Annotated in this window: 20 protein-coding genes; 12 read left to right on the top strand and 8 right to left on the bottom strand. The window is 64.0% G+C overall.

What is annotated here, in order from left to right:
- Window positions 1-64: 64 nt before the first annotated feature.
- Window positions 65-730 (bottom strand): GntR family transcriptional regulator, encoded by a 666-nt coding sequence (locus tag ACFE72_RS11900; RefSeq protein ID WP_375413296.1) that lies wholly within the window; start codon window positions 728-730, stop codon window positions 65-67.
- Window positions 731-876: 146 nt separating this feature from the next.
- On the opposite strand from ACFE72_RS11900, the gene ACFE72_RS11905 reads away from it, so the two are divergent.
- From ACFE72_RS11905 to ACFE72_RS11930, 6 genes are all read left to right on the top strand, one after another.
- Window positions 877-1,128, top strand: coding sequence for a hypothetical protein (locus ACFE72_RS11905; protein WP_375413297.1), 252 nt, complete (start codon window positions 877-879; stop codon window positions 1,126-1,128).
- Between the two features lie 38 nt (window positions 1,129-1,166).
- Window positions 1,167-1,958: a DctP family TRAP transporter solute-binding subunit gene (locus ACFE72_RS11910; RefSeq protein WP_375413298.1), complete on the top strand. Its 792-nt coding sequence runs from the start codon at window positions 1,167-1,169 to the stop codon at window positions 1,956-1,958.
- 58 nt (window positions 1,959-2,016) lie between these two features.
- The gene (locus tag ACFE72_RS11915; RefSeq protein WP_375413299.1) at window positions 2,017-2,529 is read left to right on the top strand and encodes a TRAP transporter small permease; all 513 of its coding nucleotides are present in this window, start codon (window positions 2,017-2,019) and stop codon (window positions 2,527-2,529) included.
- On the top strand, window positions 2,526-3,806 hold the full coding sequence (locus tag ACFE72_RS11920; RefSeq protein ID WP_375413300.1) for a TRAP transporter large permease: 1,281 nt from the start codon (window positions 2,526-2,528) through the stop codon (window positions 3,804-3,806). The genes ACFE72_RS11915 and ACFE72_RS11920 overlap by 4 nt, the downstream gene beginning before the upstream one ends.
- 109 nt (window positions 3,807-3,915) lie before the next feature.
- On the top strand, window positions 3,916-4,410 hold the full coding sequence (locus ACFE72_RS11925; RefSeq protein ID WP_375413301.1) for a type II 3-dehydroquinate dehydratase: 495 nt from the start codon (window positions 3,916-3,918) through the stop codon (window positions 4,408-4,410).
- A gap of 352 nt (window positions 4,411-4,762) precedes the next feature.
- On the top strand, window positions 4,763-5,506 hold the full coding sequence (locus ACFE72_RS11930) for a hypothetical protein (RefSeq protein WP_375413302.1): 744 nt from the start codon (window positions 4,763-4,765) through the stop codon (window positions 5,504-5,506).
- A gap of 564 nt (window positions 5,507-6,070) precedes the next feature.
- On the opposite strand, the gene ACFE72_RS11935 is transcribed toward ACFE72_RS11930, so the two are convergent.
- Entirely contained in the window at window positions 6,071-7,570 is a 1,500-nt protein-coding gene (locus ACFE72_RS11935; RefSeq protein WP_375413303.1) for a M48 family metalloprotease, read from the bottom strand.
- A 19-nt stretch (window positions 7,571-7,589) separates the two neighbouring features.
- On the bottom strand, window positions 7,590-8,384 hold the full coding sequence (locus ACFE72_RS11940) for a thermonuclease family protein (protein ID WP_375413304.1): 795 nt from the start codon (window positions 8,382-8,384) through the stop codon (window positions 7,590-7,592).
- Window positions 8,385-8,590: 206 nt separating this feature from the next.
- Here ACFE72_RS11940 and ACFE72_RS11945 point away from each other — a divergent pair, with 206 nt between their 5' ends.
- The 4 genes from ACFE72_RS11945 to ACFE72_RS11960 all read left to right on the top strand — a co-directional run bounded on the left by ACFE72_RS11945 (window position 8,591) and on the right by ACFE72_RS11960 (window position 13,619).
- Window positions 8,591-9,796, top strand: coding sequence for an ABC transporter substrate-binding protein (locus ACFE72_RS11945; protein ID WP_375413305.1), 1,206 nt, complete (start codon window positions 8,591-8,593; stop codon window positions 9,794-9,796).
- 69 nt (window positions 9,797-9,865) lie between these two features.
- Window positions 9,866-10,654, top strand: a complete 789-nt coding sequence (locus ACFE72_RS11950; RefSeq protein WP_375413306.1) for an enoyl-CoA hydratase — start codon at window positions 9,866-9,868, stop codon at window positions 10,652-10,654.
- A gap of 1 nt (window position 10,655) precedes the next feature.
- The gene (locus ACFE72_RS11955) at window positions 10,656-11,420 is read left to right on the top strand and encodes a hypothetical protein (protein WP_375413307.1); all 765 of its coding nucleotides are present in this window, start codon (window positions 10,656-10,658) and stop codon (window positions 11,418-11,420) included.
- Between the two features lie 60 nt (window positions 11,421-11,480).
- Window positions 11,481-13,619, top strand: a complete 2,139-nt coding sequence (locus ACFE72_RS11960) for an acetate--CoA ligase family protein (protein ID WP_375413308.1) — start codon at window positions 11,481-11,483, stop codon at window positions 13,617-13,619.
- Between the two features lie 127 nt (window positions 13,620-13,746).
- On the opposite strand, the gene ACFE72_RS11965 is transcribed toward ACFE72_RS11960, so the two are convergent.
- The 3 genes from ACFE72_RS11965 to ACFE72_RS11975 form a co-directional block, all read right to left on the bottom strand.
- Window positions 13,747-14,550: an enoyl-CoA hydratase/isomerase family protein gene (locus ACFE72_RS11965; protein WP_375413309.1), complete on the bottom strand. Its 804-nt coding sequence runs from the start codon at window positions 14,548-14,550 to the stop codon at window positions 13,747-13,749.
- 146 nt (window positions 14,551-14,696) lie between these two features.
- Window positions 14,697-15,857 carry an acyl-CoA dehydrogenase family protein gene (locus ACFE72_RS11970; protein WP_375413310.1) on the bottom strand — a complete coding sequence of 387 codons (1,161 nt, stop codon included), beginning with the start codon at window positions 15,855-15,857 and terminating at the stop codon, window positions 14,697-14,699.
- A gap of 39 nt (window positions 15,858-15,896) precedes the next feature.
- The gene (locus ACFE72_RS11975; RefSeq protein ID WP_375413311.1) at window positions 15,897-16,958 is read right to left on the bottom strand and encodes an acyl-CoA dehydrogenase family protein; all 1,062 of its coding nucleotides are present in this window, start codon (window positions 16,956-16,958) and stop codon (window positions 15,897-15,899) included.
- A 221-nt stretch (window positions 16,959-17,179) separates the two neighbouring features.
- Here ACFE72_RS11975 and ACFE72_RS11980 point away from each other — a divergent pair, with 221 nt between their 5' ends.
- Entirely contained in the window at window positions 17,180-17,962 is a 783-nt protein-coding gene (locus tag ACFE72_RS11980; RefSeq protein WP_375413312.1) for an SDR family NAD(P)-dependent oxidoreductase, read from the top strand.
- Window positions 17,963-18,074: 112 nt separating this feature from the next.
- Here ACFE72_RS11980 and ACFE72_RS11985 read toward each other — a convergent pair whose 3' ends face one another.
- Both ACFE72_RS11985 and ACFE72_RS11990 read right to left on the bottom strand, forming a co-directional pair.
- Window positions 18,075-18,353 carry a GlsB/YeaQ/YmgE family stress response membrane protein gene (locus tag ACFE72_RS11985; protein ID WP_375413313.1) on the bottom strand — a complete coding sequence of 93 codons (279 nt, stop codon included), beginning with the start codon at window positions 18,351-18,353 and terminating at the stop codon, window positions 18,075-18,077.
- 30 nt (window positions 18,354-18,383) lie between these two features.
- Window positions 18,384-18,983, bottom strand: coding sequence for a YidB family protein (locus tag ACFE72_RS11990; protein WP_375413314.1), 600 nt, complete (start codon window positions 18,981-18,983; stop codon window positions 18,384-18,386).
- 151 nt (window positions 18,984-19,134) lie between these two features.
- On the opposite strand from ACFE72_RS11990, the gene ACFE72_RS11995 reads away from it, so the two are divergent.
- Window positions 19,135-20,148 carry a 2-dehydropantoate 2-reductase gene (locus tag ACFE72_RS11995; protein ID WP_375413315.1) on the top strand — a complete coding sequence of 338 codons (1,014 nt, stop codon included), beginning with the start codon at window positions 19,135-19,137 and terminating at the stop codon, window positions 20,146-20,148.
- The last annotated feature ends 4 nt before the right edge of the window (window positions 20,149-20,152 follow it).

Consider the following 20,152-nt stretch of genomic DNA (forward strand, 5'->3'; position numbering starts at 1 on the left):
GCGCTCACGGAACGCGAGACGACCAAAGCCCGGCCCGAAAGGCCGGGCTTTTGTTCGTCTTGCCCTACCTCAGCCTTCCCACCCCCGTCGCATGCGCCACGCACCCGTCGATGTGCTCGGTCAAAATCTCCTTTGCCCCCTCCGCATCCCGCTTCAGCGCGCACTCCTTGAGCGCGCGGTGCTGTTCCACCGTGGCGCTGCCGCGATATTGCAAGGCGTAGCGGAAGTATTTGTCGAACACGACCGCATGGGTCTGCATCAGCTCGCGCGAGCCGCAGTTCGAGATCAGGGCCTGATGGAATTCGCCGTCGTAGCGCTTGCGCAGTTCGGGGTCGTCGCCGGCGGTGAGGATGGCACGCTCGGTGGCGGCGAGCTTGTGGTGGGCCGACACCACGCGTCCTTCCCATTCGACGTCGCCGGCGCGGAAGGACTCGGTCATGGCGTGATGTTCGAGCAGGATTCGAAGCTGCGCGAGTTCGCGCAGGTTCTGGATCGAAACCGGGGCGACCTCGAAACCGCGCTGGCCTTCGGCGACGACAAAGCCCTCCGAGGCCAGGCGATTGAGGATCTCGCGCAACGTCGAGACGCTCAGCCCGTAGTCTTCCTTCATCGATTCCAGCCTGAGGCGCCCGGAGGGGGTCAGCACGCCGAAGATGATGTCGGAGCGGATGCGCTGGTAGCCGCTGTCGCCGGCGGACAGGGACGGCTGCGATGGGTCGAGAAATGTCAAAGTCCTGGTCCAGGTTGGATGGTTGTCCGGCGATCAGATGCCGACAGCGCGGCAAACGCCGCGCCTGCGGCACGCCGGCGCGGCATCAGGCAGATACGAATATATCATATATTTCATTGATTATCATATGACAATGATTTCATAATATGGTTTTCAGCAAAAAAGATCGCAAGCGGCGACCAGCCGCCGACGGCACCGGTTGTTTCGGGGAGGACGTGATGAGGCTGTCCAGAATTCTGTCCGCCGCGCTGCTCGCCGGGGCGCTGTCTGGTTCCCCCGCCTCGGCGCAGGAGGAGCGCACGATCCGGTGGGGGCATCTCAACAACACCGATCATCCGGTCTCCTTCGGCGTGCAGAAATTCGCGGAGATCCTCTCGCCAAGAGCGGCGGCAAGCTGAAGGTTCGCGAGTTCGCCTCCTCGCAGCTCGGCAACGAATTGCAGCAGCAGTCGGCGCTGCGCGGCGGCACCCAGGAGATGCTGTCGGCCTCCACTACCTCGCTGGCGACCGTGATGCCGGAATTCGGCCTGCTGGATTTTCCGTTCATCGTCGGCACCACCGATCAGGCCCAGGCGCTCGCCCGTGGCGCCTTCGGCAGGACCATGATCGATGCCCTGCCGCAGCGCGGCTTGATCGGGCTCGGCTATTGGGGGCTCGGCTTTCGCAACGTCACCAACAGCAGGCATCCGATTGCGAAACTCGAGGATTTCAGCGGCCTCAAGCTGCGCGTGATTCCGAACCCGGTCTATCTGGAGTCCTTTGGCGCCTTCAAGGCCAATCCGGTGCCGATGGCGTTCGGCGAACTGTATTCGGCGCTGGAGACGCGCACGGTCGACGGCCAGGAAAATCCCTACACAGTGATCCTGTCCAACAAGTTCTATGAAGTGCAGAAATACGTCTCGGCCACCAACCACACCTACACGCAGAACATCATCCTGGTCAGCAAGATCTTCTGGGACAGGCTTGCGCCGGCCGAGCAGAAGATGATGCGGGAAGCCTATGACGAGAGCCGCGACTATCAGAGCGAGCAGACCCGGCTGCAGACCGAAAAGGCGCTTTCCGAACTGCAGGCCAAAGGAATGCAGTACAACGCGGTCGCGCCGGAAGAACTCGAGCGCATGCGCAAGGCGGCGCAGCCGGTGGTCGACAGGATTTCCGCGAGCCTGCGTCCGGAGACCGTGAAGATCTTCAACGCCGAGCTCGAGCGCATCCGCAAGGACGTGAAGTGAGGCGTCACCCTTCCCGCTTGCGGGGAGAAGTGAGCAACCACGAACCTCCGGCCCGCCCATGGAACGCATCTTCGACCTGTACTGCGCCTTCCTTAAAGCCGTGATCGCGCTGTGCCTTGCCGTGATGGTGGTGCTGGTGTTCGGCAATGTCGTGCTGCGTTACGGCTTCAATTCCGGCATCACGATTTCGGAGGAGCTGTCGCGCTGGCTCCTGGTGTGGCTGACCTTTCTCGGCGCCGTCGTCGCGGTGCGCGAGCACACGCATCTCGGCGTCGACACGCTGGTGCGGATGCTGCCGGCCGGCGGCAAGCGGATCTGTTTCATCATCAATTATGGCCTGATGCTGTGGGCGGACTGGCTGCTGCTGACCGGGAGCTGGCGCCAGACCCTCATCAACATCGACGACCGCGCGCCGGCGACCGGCCTGTCGCTGGGCATCTTCTATTTCGCCGGCGTCGTGTTCGGCGTCTCGGCCGGCATCCTGCTGCTCTACGACCTGTTCCGCGTCGTCTCCGGGCAGGCCAGCGAGGCCGACATGGTCGCGGTCCGCGAATCCGAGGAGCACGGATGACGATCGCGGTGTTCACCTTCTCGCTGCTCGGCGCCATGGCGCTGGGCATGCCGATCGCGTTCGCGCTGATCATCTGCGGCGTGGCGCTGATGGGCGCCATCGGAATGTTCGATGCCCAGATCGTGGCGCAGAACGTCATCAACGGCGCCGACAGTTTTCCGCTGATGGCGATCCCGTTCTTCATGCTGGCCGGCGAGCTGATGAACAAGGGCGGCCTGGCGAAACGCATCGTCAACGTCGCCCTGGTCGCCGTCGGTCATCTTCGCGGCGGGCTCGGCTACGTCACCATCCTGGCGTCCTGCATCCTGGCCTCGCTGTCCGGCTCGGCCGCCGCCGATGCCGCCGCGCTGGCGGCGCTGCTGGTGCCGATGATGGTGGCCGCCGGCCACGACAAATCCCATGCGGCGGGCCTCGTCGCCGCCGGCGGCATCATCGCGCCGGTGATCCCGCCCAGCATCGGTTTTGTCATCTTCGGCGTGGCCGCGGGGGTCTCGATCTCGAAACTGTTCCTCGCCGGCATCGTTCCGGGCCTGATGCTCGGCGCCGGCCTGTGCGTGTCCTGGTGGTGGGTGGTGCGCAAGGAAAACCTGGTGCCGCCGCCGCGGGCGTCCTTGGCCGAAATGGCCAGGGCGGTGATCGACGGGTTCTGGGCGCTGATGCTGCCGGTCATCATCGTCGCAGGCCTGCGCTTCGGCATCTTCACGCCGACCGAAGCCGCGGTGGTGGTCGCGGTCTATTCGCTGTTGGTGGCGACCTGCGTCTATCGCGAACTGAAGTTCTCGCAGCTATATGAGGTTTTCGTCTCCGCCGCGCTGACCACCAGCATCGTGATGTTCCTGGTGGCGGCGGCGCTGGTGTCGTCCTGGCTGATCACGGTATCCGAGATATCGGCCCAGATCGTCACCTTGCTGAAACCGTTCATGGGCAGCAGCACGCTGCTGATGGTCGCGATCATGATCATCGTCGTCATCGTCGGCACCGCGCTCGACATGACGCCGACGATCCTGATCCTGACCCCGATCCTGATGCCGATCGTCAAGACCGCGGGCATCGATCCGGTGTATTTCGGCGTGCTGTTCATCATCAACAACGCGATCGGCCTGATCACGCCGCCGGTGGGGGTGGTGCTCAACGTCGTCTGCGGGGTCACCGGCATCAGCATGGAGCAGATCATCAAGGGCGTCTGGCCGTTCATGATCGCGCAACTGGTCGTGCTGTTCCTGATGGTGATTTTTCCCGGGCTGGTGACGGTTCCGGCGAAGTGGTTCGGGGGCTAGCGCGTGACGAGTTCAAGCCAACCGCGCGCGCACGGCGAAAACAATCCGTCGTCGCCGCGAAGACGGGGACGGCGTTTGTGGAGCTGCATCGCTATAAGAGGGAGCCAGCATGGCCGCCAGCATCATGATCCTGAACGGGCCGAACCTGAATTTCCTCGGCATCCGCGAACCGCATATCTACGGCTCGACCACGCTTGCACAAATCGAGGCGAGCTGCCGGGCGGCGGCCAGGCTGCTCGGCGTCTCGATGTCCTTCCACCAGTCCAACCTGGAAGGCGAACTGGTCAACCTGATCCAGTCGGCGCACGGCACGGCCGACGCCATCATCATGAACCCCGCGGCCTATTCGTTCACGTCGATCGCGCTGATCGACGCGCTGAAGATCTTCGAAGGGCCGAAGATCGAGGTCCATATTTCCAACATCCACGCGCGCGACGACCTGCACCGGCATTCGATCACCTCGAGCGCTTCCACCGCCGTGATCTGCGGCCTCGGACCTTACGGATACATCGCCGCCATGCTGGCGGCCGTGCAGCGGCTGGGCAGGCTGCCGGATCAGGTTCCGGCGGCGCTGCACGGCCTGCGGCCTGGCGGCAAGGCCTGAGCCGATTCATGGAGGCCGCAACCACCGCCATCAGGTTGGTCATGCCCGGCACGCGTTCCCCGGACGCAGCGCAGCGCGTAGCCCTTGCGGAGCGGTGCGCTGCAGAGCCGGGGTCCCGGTTCTGCGAAGCGGCATGAAGAATGCCGCATCGCGCCCGGGACACGGGGAGGTCGTCATGGCCGGGCTTGACCCTACTGGATCATACGCGGGTCAAGCCCGCGTATGACGAGATGCGTGAATGCAGCAGGGCCTGTCCCGGATCCACGTCTTCAAGGCGCGGAAGCAGGATAAAGACGTGGATGGCCGGGATGACGCCCGGCCATGACGGAAATGTTTGCAGAGGAGAAGCGAGATGCGCGGCGCGGGTTTCCTGGCGATCTGGAGCGACGTCGAACCGGCGGCGCTGACCGACTACCGGCACTGGCTGACGCGCGAGCACACCACCGAACGCGTGACCACCAGGGGCTTCCTCGCCGTCCGTGTGTTCGGCGCCGCGCGCGCCGGCACCAATCGCTTCTTCATCCTCTACGAGCTGGAATCCCCCGAGGTGCTCGACGGCGAAGCCTACCTGGCGCGCCTCAACGCGCCGACGCCCTGGTCGCAGCGCATCATGCCGCAGCTCGGCAACTTCATCCGCGGCGGCGGTGTCATGGCCGCCCGCGCCGGCCGCGGCGAGGCCGCCACCATCGCAGCGTTGCGGCTCGAACAGCTCCCCGACGCGCCGCAAGCGCTGGCCGACGCCTTGGTCGCGCTGGACGGGATTGCCGCGGTGCAGGTCGGGGTCACCGACGCGGCGCGGACCCAGGTGCCGACGGTGGAAAAGGGCATGCGGCAGCAGGAGGGGTTCTTTACCGGGCTCCTGATCATCGAGGCGCTGGACGAGACCTCGCTGCACGGCGCGCTGCGCGCGGCGGCGGAAATCGCGCCGCAAGCCGTGCCGGGAGGCGAGGCGGAGGTCTACCGTGGGGTGTTTGGGCTGGATGGGCGGATGGTGGATTCACCGACGTCGCTCCAACGGGGCCGGATGAGCTCTTCGGTGACGAACTGGCCACGCGTCTCTTCTCGACAATCGAATCGATCAACACCAGCGCGGTAGGCTAAATGCCTATTTCCTTCGGCGACAGACTTTTCGGCCGCATGACAACTCCGCGGCCCATCCATGGCAGTCGTGTTTTTCGCCGCCCCCACGCCCTGCCACACCTTCGCCACGACTTTGCCGCAAGAAATTTGCGCGATCGGCTTTGCCGCCAGTTTGCCGCAAGACTCGTCGGCGCAGGTCATGGTCGACTTGGCGAAATTATGGCGGCGCGGGCTTAAGCTATTGATGTCGTGTTCGATTTGACGCCGCCGGTGCGGCGCTGGGCGCCCTGCGCCGCGGCGAATGCCGCATAAGTGCTTGTCGGGGCACAGGATTTTGTGCGCGACGTGAGGCGGGGTCGCCATGCGGCTCAAGCGCTTGAGGTCATGCGCTTTTTTGCCTTGGCCGCGTGCGGGGCGGCGCGGCTGCCTTCAGTTCGCCGCAACGTGCCTGAAGTTTGCCGCAAGACTCGGCATTTTGCGCTAAGTGCTGCCGCCACATTTCGGAGTGCAAAGATTAAACCGTTGATTTAAATTCAGATTTGCCGCGCTAAACGGGCCAAGTCCGAGACGTAATTTCGGTTCAGTCCACCACGATCTTGACCCGGTCTCGCGCCTTCACTTGCCCGTGCGCGTCCAGCCCGTTGAGCACCCGGAACCGTTCGGCCGGCCGGTCGATGCCCATCATCCGGTGCGACAGCGACTCCACGGTGTCGCCGGGCTGCACGGTGATCACCTTGATGCGCAGCGGGCGGGCGGCCTGGATTTCCTCCAGCGTCAGGCGGCGGAACGAGGCGATGGTTTCGCGGGCGTTGCGGTCGCTCTCGGTGGTCTTCTGCTTGGCCGCGAAGATGAAACGGTAGACGTCGCTGCCGAAGCGCAGCGCGTAGACGCGGAATTGCCACTGGTCGCCGCGCGCCACCGCGGTCGCGGCCGGAAAGCCGTTGACGGTGATGTCCTCGGTCGAGGCCTTGTCGACATTCTCCATCCAGCCCGAATTGAGATAGTCGCCCAGCGTCTGCTCGGCCGGCACCCGGACCACGTCGAAGCGCATCGCCTGGCTGCCGCCGTCGCGCACGCCGATCACCGCCTGCGCGGTGTTGTCCAGCGTGAAGGCCTCCGGGGCCTGGAAGGTGAAGCCGAGCTTCGGATGCAGGAAGCGGCGGCCGCGCACGAAGCCCTCGCTGGGGTCTTCGCCGTAGACGATGTTGTCGATCGCATTCAGGTAGGTTTCGCGGTCCTGCTCGCCGCTCTGCGGCGCGCTGTATTGCCGCGCATTGGCCTGCGCGTTCTGCACCCGCTCCGGCGTTGCCGGATGCGATGACAGAAAGTCCTGCGAGCGTGGATCAAGTGAGGTCTTGCCGGCCTTCATCGCGGCGTTGCGTTCCATCGCGGTCAGGAAGCGCGAGGCGCCGTAGGGATCGAAACGCGCGCGGGCCGAAATGCCGACGCCGATGCCGTCGGCTTCGAATTCCTGGGCGCGCGAAAAGCTCGCCATAGTCAGCTTGGATTTTGCCAGCGCCAGCGCGGTGAGATCGGGATCGTTGCCCATATCCGTGACGACGCGCGTGACGATGGCGGCCTGCCGCGCCTGGTCCTCGCGGATCGAGGCGTGTTTTGCGAGCACATGCGCCATCTCGTGGCTCAGCACCGAGGACAATTCCGAGGTATCGCTCGCCAGCGCCACCAGCCCCCGCGTCACATAAAGCTGCCCGGTCGGAAGCGCGAATGCGTTCACCGCGCCTGAATTGAGGATCGTCACCCTGTAGGCGAGGTCGGGACGGTCGGACGCCGCCACCAGCCGGTCGACGGTCTTGGTGATCAGCGCTTCCAGCCTGGGGTCGTCATACGCGCCGCCGTAAGAGGACAGGATCCGCTCATGCTCGCGCTCGGCGGCGGGCGTCTGCGCCACCGTCCGCGCCGGCTTGGCCGCAGGAGGCGCGGCCGGAGACGACGTCTGGAACCGGTTGATATCGCCGCAGCCGGCAAGCGTCGCGGTTGCGCACAGCACGACCGACACAGCCAAACCACGGCGGCTGATCCAGGTCTGGCGCCGTCGCAAACACCGTTTTGCGGTCGTCATCTGCCTCTGCCCAGCCGCCCTAATTCTCGCCGGCCAATTCAATTTGCCCCGGCGTGCGCGCATCAATCCGCGGCCCGCCACGCGACTCGACCCAGCCGCGAACACGAATTCTTTTGTTTTCCAAGGCTTTAAGACTTATTCCCACAGCCTCGAAGGTCGGCATCACGCGCCTTGAAATAGTTACAGCAAAGTCCTGTGTCCAGCGCCTGCCAAAATTGATGTAGGACGTCGCCCCGGCCTGCCTCACCGACAGAACCTTGCCTTCGACCACGGTAAACCGCCCGATCCTGGTCAGGATATCGCCGGGGCTTTCTGCGTTTTTTATGACCTCCGTGTCGGCCCAAACGCCGCGTTTAGCCCGCCGCGCGGCGGTTTCGGCCGCGGCCAGTTCCGCGGCGCACGCCATGTCGGCGACGGTGCCCGACACCAGCGCCTCGCCCTGCGCCAGCAGCAGGCCCTGCACCGATGCGCCGCCGGCATCGGCAAACACGAAAGCGGGCTGCCGGCCGTAGCGGTCCGGAGCATCGGTCTCGCCGCGCAACACCACGCCGCGACCGGCAACCAGCGCCGACAGCGCCGGGGTGCCGTCGGCTTTGCCCGCGGCGTCTGCGGTTTCGATGCCGGCCAGATGCACCTCGCGGCCATCCTCCATGCGAAAGCTGCGGGCATCGATGACCGCCGCGACACGGCCTTCGCCTTGCGCCTCGAAGTTGCAGGCTGACGCGAATGCAAGGTTCGCGTTTGCGGCGGCGAATGCGATCACGCAAAGCAAAACGGTCGCGGCCCGGCCATCGATGTTCTTCGATTCCGCCATTCCGGAATGCGCCCTCTTGGATGCCTTGAATCCAGCACCGTGACTTGCCCTGGATTCCGGCGCATGACTATGACGCAATCGTAGCCCTGCGCATTCCGTTTTGCGGAAATAACCGTCGGCTTGCCGCTGGATGGCGGTTGCGGCATGATCGCCGTCACATAAGAAAACGCCGCGCGACAACGATGCGGCATGGACGGGAGGGTGCGATGAAGCGAATTGCGTCTGGATTACTGGCGTCGGTGATGGTCGTCGCGGCCACGGCGGCAATGGCGCAAACCAAACCTGCATTAAAACTCGGCGCCATTCTCGACATGTCCGGACTGTACGCCGACATTACCGGACCGGGCAGCGAGACCGCGGCGAAGATGGCGGCGGAGGATTTCGGCGGCGAGGTGCTGGGCCGCAAAATCGAGATCATCGCGGCGGACCATCTCAACAAGGCCGATCTTTCCGCCAATATCGCCCGCGACATGCTCGACAATCAGGGCGTCGAGGCCATTGTCGACGTCGCGGCCTCCGCCACCGCGCTGGCCGCCGGCGAGATCGCCAAAGCGCGCAACAAGATCATCATGTTCAGCGGCCCGGGATCGATCCGCCTCACCAACGAGGCCTGCGGACCCTACACCGTGCATTATGTGTTCGACACGTTCGCGCAGGCGAATACGACCGGTTACGCGGCGGTCAAGGCCGGGCTCGACACCTGGTTCTTCCTGACCGCCGACTATGCGTTCGGACAGGACCTGGAAAAGGACACCACCAACGTCGTGCTGAAGGCCGGCGGCAAGGTGCTGGGCAGCGTCAAGCATCCATTGAACACGTCCGATTTTTCGTCCTTCCTGCTGCAGGCGCAAGGCTCTAAAGCCAAAGTGGTCGGTCTCGCCAATGCCGGCGGTGACACCATCAACGCCATCAAGCAGGCGTCCGAATTCGGACTGACCAAAAGCGGCCAGAAACTGTCGCCGCTATTGGCGTTCGTGACCGATATCGACAGCGTCGGGCTTGAGACCGCGCAGGGCCTGCTGCTGGCCGAGGCGTTCTACTGGGATCTCAATGACGACACCCGCGCCTTCTCCAAGCGCTTCATGGAGCGGGTCAAGCGCGTGCCGACGTCGGCGCAGGCCGGGGTCTACTCGTCCGTCACGCATTACCTCAGGGCCGTGAAAGCCGCCGGCACCACCGATTCCGCCGCCGTGATGAAGATCATGAAGGACACGCCGATCAACGATTTCTTCGCCAACAACGGCAGGATTCGCGAGGACGGCCGCATGGTGCACGACATGTATCTGTTCGAGGTCAAGAAGCCCTCGGAATCCAAGGCGCGCTGGGACGATTACAGGCTGGTTGCCACCGTGCCCGGCAACGAAGCCTTCCAGTCGCTGGAACTGTCGCGCTGCCCGCTGGTGAAGAAGTGACGCTTCGTCGCAAAGGTTCCCTGCAATGACGGCTTCGGCAAAACGACGAAAACAAAAGGCAACATCCCGATGAACGACATGGTCCTGCAATCCCTCGACAACGGCCTGCTTACCATCACCATGAACCGACCGGATCGGCGCAACGCACTCAATCCGGAGATGACACGCGGTCTGGTCGAAGCGGCACGGCGCGCGGCGGAGGATCATGAGGTGCGCGCGGTTCTGCTCAAGGGCGCCGGCGGCACGTTCTGCGTCGGCGGCGACGTGAAATCGATGGCGGAGGGACGCGCGCCGCTGCCGTTCGAGGCCAAGAAAGCGAACCTGCGGCGCGGCATGGAAGTCTCCCGCATCCTGCACGAGATGCCGAAGCCGGTGGTGGCACAGGTCGACGGCGCCGCGGCGGGCGCGGGCCTTTCGATCGCGCTGGCCTGCGACCTCCGCGTTGCCAGCGCGTCCGCCAAGATCACCACCGCGTTCGCAAAAGTCGGACTGTCCGGCGACTACGGCGGCACCTATTTTCTGACCCATCTGCTCGGCAGCGCCAAGGCGCGCGAGCTCTATCTGATGTCGCCGGTGCTGACCGCGCAGGAAGCGCTGGCGCTCGGAATCGTCACCAAAGTGGTTCCCGATGCGGAAGTCGAGGCGGCGGCGCAGGAACTTGCGATGTCGCTGGCGCGGGGTCCGACGGTAACGCTGGGCTATATCAAGACCAACATCAACAACGCCGAACGCCTGTCGCTGGAAGCGTGCTTCGATGCGGAAGCGATGCATCACTCGCGCTCCGGCGACACTGCCGATCACAAGGAAGCTGCAAAGGCCTTTGTGGAGAAGCGCAAGCCTGCCTTCGTGGGTCATTGAGGTGGCGCCCTATCTACGGCTGCGGCAAATCTGCCTGGTGGCGCCGCAGCTTGCGCCGGTAATCTCGGACATTAGCTCAATCATGGGCCTCAACGTCTGCTATCGCGACGGCAATGTGGCTAAGTACGGGCTGGAGAACGCACTGCTGCCGGTCGACACGATCCTGCTGGAAGTGGTGGCACCGTTGCAGCCCGGCACCGCGGCGGGACGCTTCATGGACAAGACCCTGGGGCGCGGCGGCTACATGGCGATTTTCTGCTGCGACGATCCGGATGAACGCGGGCGCGCCGCCAATGCGATGGGCGTGCGCACCGCCAACGTGATCGACCATCCCCCGTATCACGGCGTGCAGTTGCATCCGCGCGATTGCCGCGCCGCCTTTATCGAGTTCAATCACACCGGCGGCAGCGACGATATGCTTGGACCCTACCCGCCGGCGGGCCCGGACTGGCAAAAGTCGATCCGCAAGGATGTGACGCAGGCGCTGGTCAGCGTGGAGATGGAAAGCCCCGAGCCGGAGGAGCTTGCCGCGCATTGGGGGCAAATCATCGGAATTCCCGCAGTCAAAGGCAGCAGCGGCGAAACCCAGATCGTACTGCCCAATTGCACGTTCAGCTTTGTCAAAGGCTTCCGCGAGATCATGGGCGCTCTGACGTTTCGGGTCGGCGACGTCGCCAAGGTGGGCGATGCCGCCAGGGCCAAGGGCCATACGGTCGCCGGCGACTCGTTTTTCCTCGGCGGCGTCACCTTCCTGCTCACGTCGTGAATGTTGACCGCGCGCCGCGCGGGCGTTCGAACCAATAACGATAAACCAGGACCGCTCTGAATGTCCGCCGCAACCAGGCCTGCCACGCATCCGCTCGATTCGTTCTTCTCGCCCTCCAGCATTGCCCTGATCGGCGCCTCGCGCGACCTCGAGAAGATTCCCGGCCGGCTGCTGTCGATGCTGCGCAAGAACCGGTATCCCGGCCGGATTTATCCGATCAATCCGAACTACGGCGAACTCGATGGGCTGAAATGCTATCCCTCGATATCGGATGTCGGAGCGCCGATCGACCTTGCCATCGTCATCATCCCGGCGCGCGCGGTATTAGGCGCGCTCGAGCAATGCGCCGCCGTCGGCGTCAAGAACGCGGTGATCATTTCGTCGGGATTTGCCGAGGAGGGCGGCGACAGCACGGCGATGCAGGACGCCATCGTGGCGCTGGCCAAAAAAAGCGGCATGCGGATTTCCGGCCCTAATGCGGAGGGCTTCTACAGCGAAGCCCAGCACGTCGCGGCGACCTTCAGCCCCACCGTGGACGTCAAGCCGGGTGCGGTGGACCTCGTCGCGACTAAGCGGCGGGCCGCCATCGTCGCCCAGAGCGGCGGCATCGGCTTTGCGATCAAGCACCGCGCCAAGGCGCTGGGTGTCGCGATCAGCTACTGCGTCAGCGCCGGCAATGAGGCCGATCTCGGCGCCGGGGAATTTCTCGACTACATGGTGCAGGATTCTTCCACCGACGTGATCCTGTTGTTCATCGAGGGCATCCGCGACGTCGACAAGTTTCTCGCTGCCGCCCGGCGCGCGGCGGATCTTGGCAAGCCCGTGATCGTCACCAAGGTCGGCCGCTCCGGCGCCGGCGAGCGCGCCGCCGCCTCGCACACCGCCAGCATGGCCGGCTGGTCCGCGGCCTACGACGCGGTGTTCGCCAAATACGGTTTTATCGTCTCCAACGATCTGGACGAGGCGGTGACCATCGCGGCGGTGTTGGTCACATCGCCATTGCCGAAAGGCGACCGGGTGGGCGTCGTCACTGTTTCCGGCGGCGCCGGCATCTGGGGGGCGGACACCGTGTCGATGCAAGGCCTGCAAGTGCCGGAACTGCCGGCGCCGATGCAGGCGGAAATCCGCAAGCTGCTGCCGTCCTATGGCGCGGCGCGCAACCCGATCGACGTCACTGCGCAGGGCGTGCACAGCGGCGGCCTGCAGAAGAGCATCGATCTGCTCGATGCGTCCGACGAGATCGACGCCATCCTGGTGGTGCTGTCGCTGTCAAGCGATATGCGGCTGCTGTTCAAGCGTGACGAACTGAAGCCGGTGATCGACGCGCAGCGCAAGCCGATCGTGTTCTACTCCTACACGCTGCCTTCAAATTTCGCACGTACCGCGCTGGCGGAGTCCGGCGTCGTCGTGCTGTCGGGCCTGACGCATGTCGGTGTTGCGATGCGCAAGATCACTGACTATGCGAGATTCAAGCTGGCGCCGCCGGTGAGCGAGACGGCATCCAGGCCGTTCGATCTGGCAGCGCGGCTGACGTCGAAAACCCTGTCGGAGCACGACAGCAAGTCGCTGCTGCGCGATGCAGGCATCGCGCTGCCCGATGAAATGCTGGTAACGGAGAAGGCCGCGCTCGACGAGGCGATCACGCGAACGGAATTTCCGCTGGTGATGAAAATCCAGTCCCGCGACATCCCGCACAAAAGCGAGGTCGGCGGCGTTCGCATCAATATCACCAGCAAGGGCGAGGCGTGGGCCGCTTACACGGCGTTGCTGGATAGCGCGCGGCGGCATCGGCCGGACGCGGTCATTCAAGGTGTGCTGGTTGGTCCGATGGCGAAGAAGGGCGTCGAGATCATAATCGGCACCATGCTGGATGCCACGTTCGGTTCGATGATCATGGTCGGCCTCGGCGGTGTCACCACCGAATTGTTCAAGGACGTGGTCTATCGCCCGGCGCCGGTCAGTCCCGCGGAAGCCGCGGCCATGCTTGGCGAACTCAAGGCGGCGCCGCTGCTCAATGGATTTCGGGGCGCGCTGAAAGCGGATATCGCGGCCCTATCGCAGTTGATTTCGCAAATTTCGCAGCTTGCCGCACGCTTCAAAGCCGGGATTTCAGAGATCGAACTGAATCCGGTGCTGGTCCATTGCGAAGGCCAGGGCGTCACTATCGTCGACGCACTGGTGGTGCCGAAAACGCGGTAGTTGTCGCGCATTCCGACGCCGTCCCCGCCTTGCAAAGATGGATGGTACGCGGGTCAAGCCCGCATATGACGAGATAGGTGCATGCGCCGGCGCCTGCGGGGAAGACGTGTCGAAGCGATGGCGGATTTCACCGTCCCTTGAAATTCGCCACCCGCCGTTCTTCGGTCGCCTTGATGCCTTCCTTGAAATCTTCCGTCGCGCGCAGCCGTGTCTGTTCGGCGAGTTCGTAGTTGGTGGCTGCCATCACGCGGTCGGCAAGACCGGCGCGCATGGTGGCGCGGGTCGAGAGCAGCCCCAGCGGCGAGCATTCGGCGATTTCGCCCGCGAGCTTCATTGCCTCGACGCGCACCTGATCCTGCGGCACGCAGACATTGGCAAGGCCCATTCGGGTGGCCTCCTCGCCACCGACGCGGCGACTGGTGTAGAAAATCAATTCGGCGTTGTTCTTTCCGACCAATTCGGGAAGCGTCGCGGTCAATCCAAAGCCGGGATGAAATCCGAGCTTGGTAAAATTGGCCGCGAAGCGCGCCTCGGGACAGGTGACGCGAAAGTCCGCTGAAACCGCCAAGCCCAGTCCGCCGCCGATGGCGGCGCCATGAACCGCGGCGACGATCGGTTTCCTGTTGCGGAAGATGCGCACTGCCTGGAGGTAGAGATGATTGATCTGGCCGAGGCTCGACGCCGGATCGGATTTTTCGCGCGCCTCGGCTTCCTGGCGGGCCGGGTCGTTGAAATTGGCGCCGGCGCAAAACGCCTTGCCTTGGGCCGCGAGCACGGATGCACGAATTTCGATGTCGCGGTCAAAGTCTTCCAGTGCATCCGCGATCTGGTTGATCAGCGAGATGTCGAAGAAATTAAGCGGCGGCCGCTGGATTTCGATGATCCCGACATGCCCATGGGTCTCGACGCCGATGTCCTTGTACTTGCTCATGATGGTCCTCCGGGTGCCTCCGAATCTCTACTCCGTCATGACCGGGCTTGTCTCCCGGTCATCCACGTCTTTCGGCGCCCAGGACGTGGATGGCCGGGACAGGCGCGGCCATGACGCGGCGAGACGTGGAACGTCCCGCCTTCAAATCAGCGCAGTCCAAGCCCGCGTGCAATGATGCCGCGCAGCACTTCGGTGGTGCCGCCCTGGATCGTCAGTTTTGGCGCGGTCTTGGTGGCGAAGGCCAGTTGCTCGTCGAGTGTCGCGTGGTTTGAAACGTTGTCATCAACGAACGCGGCGAGTTCGCGGACCCGATGCGGCAATCGCTGCTCCCAGATCGTGCCGATGTCCTTGACGATGGCGGCTTCCACCACCGGCTCCTTGCCGGCCTGCAGCATGCCGGCGACCGAAACCGACATCCGCCGCATGGTATGGAGCTGCGCCACCAGCTTGCCGATCCCCTCCGCGGCGCGCGCATCCGGCTTCGGACCGATCGCGCGAACCAGTTCCGTCAGCACGTAATAGGTTTCCAGGAATCGTTCCGGCCCCGATCGTTCATAGGCGAGTTCGCTGGTGGCCTGCTTCCAGGCGCCGTCGATTTCGCCCAATACGTGATCGTCGGGCATGAAAGCGTCGGTGAATACCACCTCGTTGAATTCGAATTGGCCGGTGATCTGGCCAATCGGATTGACTTTAATGCCGCGGGTTTTCATATCGACCAGAAACTGCGTCAGGCCGTGGCGGCGGTTTTCCTTGGTCGATGGCGAGGTACGGAAAATCGCGATCATGTAATCGGCGATGTGTGCCGACGAAGTCCAGATCTTGGTGCCGTTGATCAGCCAGCCGCCATCGGTCCTGGTCGCCTTGGTCTTGGCCGCGAACAGATCGGAGCCGGAATTCGGTTCGCTCATGCCGATCGAGAAACAGACCTCGCCGCGGCAGATCCGCGGCAGGATATCCAGCTTGATATGCTCGGGTGCGTATTTGAGAAGCACCGGCCCGCTCTGCCGGTCGGCGACGAAGAAGCGCCGCGTCGGCGCGTTGGCCACGCGCATTTCCTCGGTGACCACATAGCGCTCCAGAAAGCTGCGCTCGTGGCCGCCGTATTTCTTCGGCCAGGTCATGCCGAGCCAGCCGCGCTCGCCGACGCGTCGGGAAAATTCCGGCGCGTCGGTGTCTTCCCGGTTGGGCTTGTGCGGATCGAAGGTGCCCGCGGCGATCTCGTCGGCGAGGAAGGCGCGTACTTCCTGGCGCAGCACTTCGCATTCAGGCGGCAGGCGGATTGGATCGAAACGAAGGGCTGCGGTCATTTGAAATCTCGATTTCCAGGTGGGCTAATCTCGTTCATCTCAGCGCGACGCCACCAGCGGCCATAACTCGTCGGCGCCGCGCGCGGCAACCATCTTTCCGAGTTCCACCGCCCACCAGCTTTCATGGCCGAAATCGTCGCGCCATGCCAGCGCGCGCAGGGTATAGCGATGCAAAATATGCTCGATGGTGAAACCGATCGCGCCATGCACCTGGTGCGCGATCGCGGCGCCGTTTTCGGCGGCCTCCGAGCAGCGGATTTTAGCCGCGGAGGCCTCCAGAAACACCGCGTCGTCGAACGCCGTGCTGTTGGCGATGGTGTCCGCAGCGGAGCTTGCGGCTGCGAGGGCCGCAGCGGCTTCGCCCGCGAGTTTCGCCAGGTTGTGCTGCACGGCCTGGAATTTCGAGATTTTCTTCTCAAAGGCGACGCGTTCGTTGGAGTAGCGCACGCTGACGTCGAGCATGGATTCCAGCGCACCCGCGATCTGCAGGCTGCGCGCGACCGCGCCCATCAGCATCAGCGATGTCTGGTCGAAACCGTTCGGCGCCGGCTTGACGGCGATCGGCTCCACCTTGTTGAAGGTCACGACGTCGCTGGCGTCGCTGGCAAGGTTCAGGCCCTGCTCGATCCGGCATGCGGCGGCTTCAACCAGCGCGATCGAAACACCGCGCGTGCCGGTCGCAAGAACGGCGATATGTTTGGCGGCCTTGGCAAATGGAATGCCGCGCGCGCGCCCCGACAATGTGCCGTCCAGATCGAACGTGATGCGATCTTTCGGGCTTGCCGGCGCAACCGTCATCGCGCCTTCCGGCGATGCAATGCTCGCCCGCGCCAGCAGCCACCCCGCCAGCATGGTTTCGGCGAGCGGTACGGCTATCGCGAAACGTCCCGCCGAACTGAGGACGCTGAAGCCCTCCGCGAGACCGGCACCCGAGCCGCCAAGTTCCTCGGGCACCCATGACAGCGGCAATCCGGCTTCGGTCAGCGCCTGCCACAGCGGTGTTTTCCAGCGGCCGTCCTTGGCGTTGTTGATGGTTTGGGCGTCGGCGAGATCGGCGAGAATTCGCTCCGCGGTCTCGGCAACAATGTTCTCACTCTCCACAGCGTTCCCCTTTTCTTAAGCGCCATGATGGGGAAAAGCGCTGGCGATGACAAGCGCCGATGTCCGCTTGCAGGGCACCCGGTCATACGGGATGCGTGCCAACGGTCCGCGCAAAGCGTGGCGCGATTTCGCGTAACCGAGAAACGCACCTTGTTCCCAATTCACCGGGCGATGTGGTAGATCGCGGTATGCCAGACGCATAATCAAGAAAAGGACTGCAGATGTTCAAGGACGGTATGTGTGTTGCGATTACGGGGTCGGCATCGGGCCTAGGTGCGGCGACGGCGGTGAGCCTTGCCAAGGGCGGCGCGCGCATCGTCATCAATTATGCGTCGAGCCAGAAGGAGGCGGAGCAGACCGCCGACCTCTGCCGTACCGCCGGCGCCGAGGTTGCCCTCGTCCAGGGCGACGTATCTCGTGACGAGGACTGCAAGAAGATCGTCGCGGCGGCAGCCCCGTGGGGACGCCTGGACGCATTGATCAACAATGCCGGCACCACCAAGCATATGGCGCACGGCAATCTGGACGGACTGTCGGCCGAAGACTTTCAGCGGTTGTTCGGGGTCAACACCATCGGACCGTTCCAGATGGTCCGGGCGGCGCGATCGTTGCTCGAAGCCGGCGCCAATGCATCCGGCCGGCCGTCGGCGGTGGTAAACGTCTCCTCTGTAGCAGGCATCAGCGGCGTCGGTTCATCGGTTGCCTATGCCGCGAGCAAGGGCGCGCTGAATACCATGACGTTGTCGCTGGCGCGGGCATTGGCGCCGTTGATCCGCGTCAACACGGTGTGTCCCGGCTATATCGATACGCCGTGGTTCACCAAGGGCCGTGGCGAGGCGGGGGCCAAGCAGGTGCGCGATATGGTTGTCGGCAAAGTACCACTCAAGGTCGCATCGACAGCGGAAGACGTTGCAGCGGTGGTATGCTTCCTCGCTACTTTCGCCTCAAGCAACATGACCGGCGAACTGGTCCGCATTGATGCCGGCCTGCATCTAGTGAATTGAAGAGTTGTAAGGCGGGTTAACGCCAAAGGCGCGTAACCCGCCAGCCCAATCCATGGCGAGTCTGAGCGCGGGTTACGGCGCTTCGCGCCTAACCCACCCTACGCATTTACGTCTACCGCCCGCCCGGATCCGAAATCACACCGTGGTGCACCAACCGGTTCCAGATAAACAGCACCACCAGCGCGCCGATCGTCGCCATGATGAATCCCGCGCCCTGATCGGGGCCGTAATGCCCGATCGCCTGGCCGATCCATGTCGCCACAAAGGCGCCGACGATGCCGAGCACGGTGGTCAGGATAAATCCGCTGGGATTGTTCGGACCTGGCGAGAGCATTCGCGCGATAATGCCGGCGACGAAGCCGACAAGGATGATCCAGAGAATTCCGCCCATGGCCATGGTCCTTTTTTTAAAATGCAGAGTCTAGATCGACACTTCGTTCTCGTGCGGCAGCCGCCCGTGCGGGGTCAGTTGGTTGATCACGTCGGGCAGATGCTGGCTGAGGCCGGCAAGCAGTTCATCGCGCGAAAGTCCGGTTTGCGACGACAGCGTATTGATCTGGTCGGCGCCGAGCGCGCGCCCGAGATCGTTCGGTGAAATCTCCTTGTTCGGGCCGGGGCTCACCCATGAATTGGCGGTGTCGCCATGGCCGCTGTCCTGGAACTGCTTGAGCAGGTCGCCGAGGCCGCCGCTGATCACGCTTCCCGCGGCGCCGCCTGCCAGCAGGCCGCCAAGCCCGCCCTTGAGCAGATTGCCCAGTCCGCCACCGAGTCCTCCACCGCCAAATGCGCCGCCCAGTCCGCCGGGCAAACCGGCGTTCACCGTGTTAGGCGACGGAGCCGGCGTCGGTGCCGGATTGCCGCCCGATGGGCCGCCGCCGATATGCTTTACCGCCTTGTAGGCAAGCAATGCAAGGATCGCCATGGTCATCGGCGACATGCCGCCCTGGCCGGCGGAATCGCCTGGAACGCTTTGACCTCGCGGGCCGTTCTGCATGCCGTTGAGGATATCGAGCAAACCCATGGTTCTCTCCTGTCGCGCTCCGCCCACAACGCGAACATAACGTTGCGGCATGACGGTTACAAGGCGCGCGCCCGGCGAACGCGCAACCAGATAGGCACACGACGCGCGCTCTGCTACCGATCTGAACAGCGCCCTGACCTCGGATGCCAGCATGATCGCGACCACGCCCATCTGTATGGCCGGCGCCGGCAGCATCGGCTGCTTTGTCGGAGGCGTTCTTGCCGATGCCGGCCGCCGCGTTTCGCTGCTGGCGCGCCCGCGCATGATCGAAGAAATTAAAGGCAACGGCCTGAAGGTAACGAGCTTCGAGGGCTTTGACCGCCGGGTCGCCGCGAACCAACTCTCGCTCTCGGAGGACCCCTCGATCTTGCAGGACGCCGGTGCCGTGCTGGTGACCGTGAAAAGCACGGATACCGCCGAGATAGCCGATCTGATTGCACGGCACGCGCGACCGGACGCGGTCATTGTCAGCCTGCAAAACGGCGTCGGCAATGTTGCGGTGCTGCGCGAACGCCTCGTCGGCCGGCGCGTGCTGGGCGGAATGGTGCCGTTCAATGTCATTGCGCTGGGGCAGGGGCGGTTTCATCGGGCGACCTCCGGCGATATCGTCATCGAGCGGGACGAGGTCGGCACCGCGGCGCAACTTTCGGTCCCGAGCCTGGCGATGCAGCCGACCGATGACATCGTCGGCGTGCAATGGGGCAAGCTGCTGCTCAATCTCAACAATGCGCTGAATGCCTTATCCGGCCTGCCGTTGCGAGAGCAGCTTTCGCGGCGGTCGTGGCGCGTGCTGTTCGCAAACCAGATGGCGGAAGGGCTGGCCGCCATGAAGGCCGAAGGCATCAAGCCGGTCGCGTCGACGCCGGTCCCGCCGGCCTTGACGCCGCATCTGCTGCGGTTGCCGGATATCGCATTTCAATTGCTGCTGGGCCGGACGATGAAGATCGATCCGGAGGCGCGGTCATCGATGTGGGAGGATTTGCAACGCCGCAGGCGTACCGAGATCGATTATCTGCAGGGCGTCATCGTGGCGATTGCGCAACGGCATGGGCTGCAAGCGCCGCTGTCCCGGCGCATCGTGGAATTGATTAAGCATGCGGAGGCCGATGGCAAGGGCTCGCCGGGACTGACGCCGGAGCAGATACGTTTCGGGCCGTCAGAATAACCGG

It is taken from the genome of uncultured Bradyrhizobium sp., assembly GCF_964252615.1.
GTDB lineage: Bacteria > Pseudomonadota > Alphaproteobacteria > Rhizobiales > Xanthobacteraceae > Bradyrhizobium.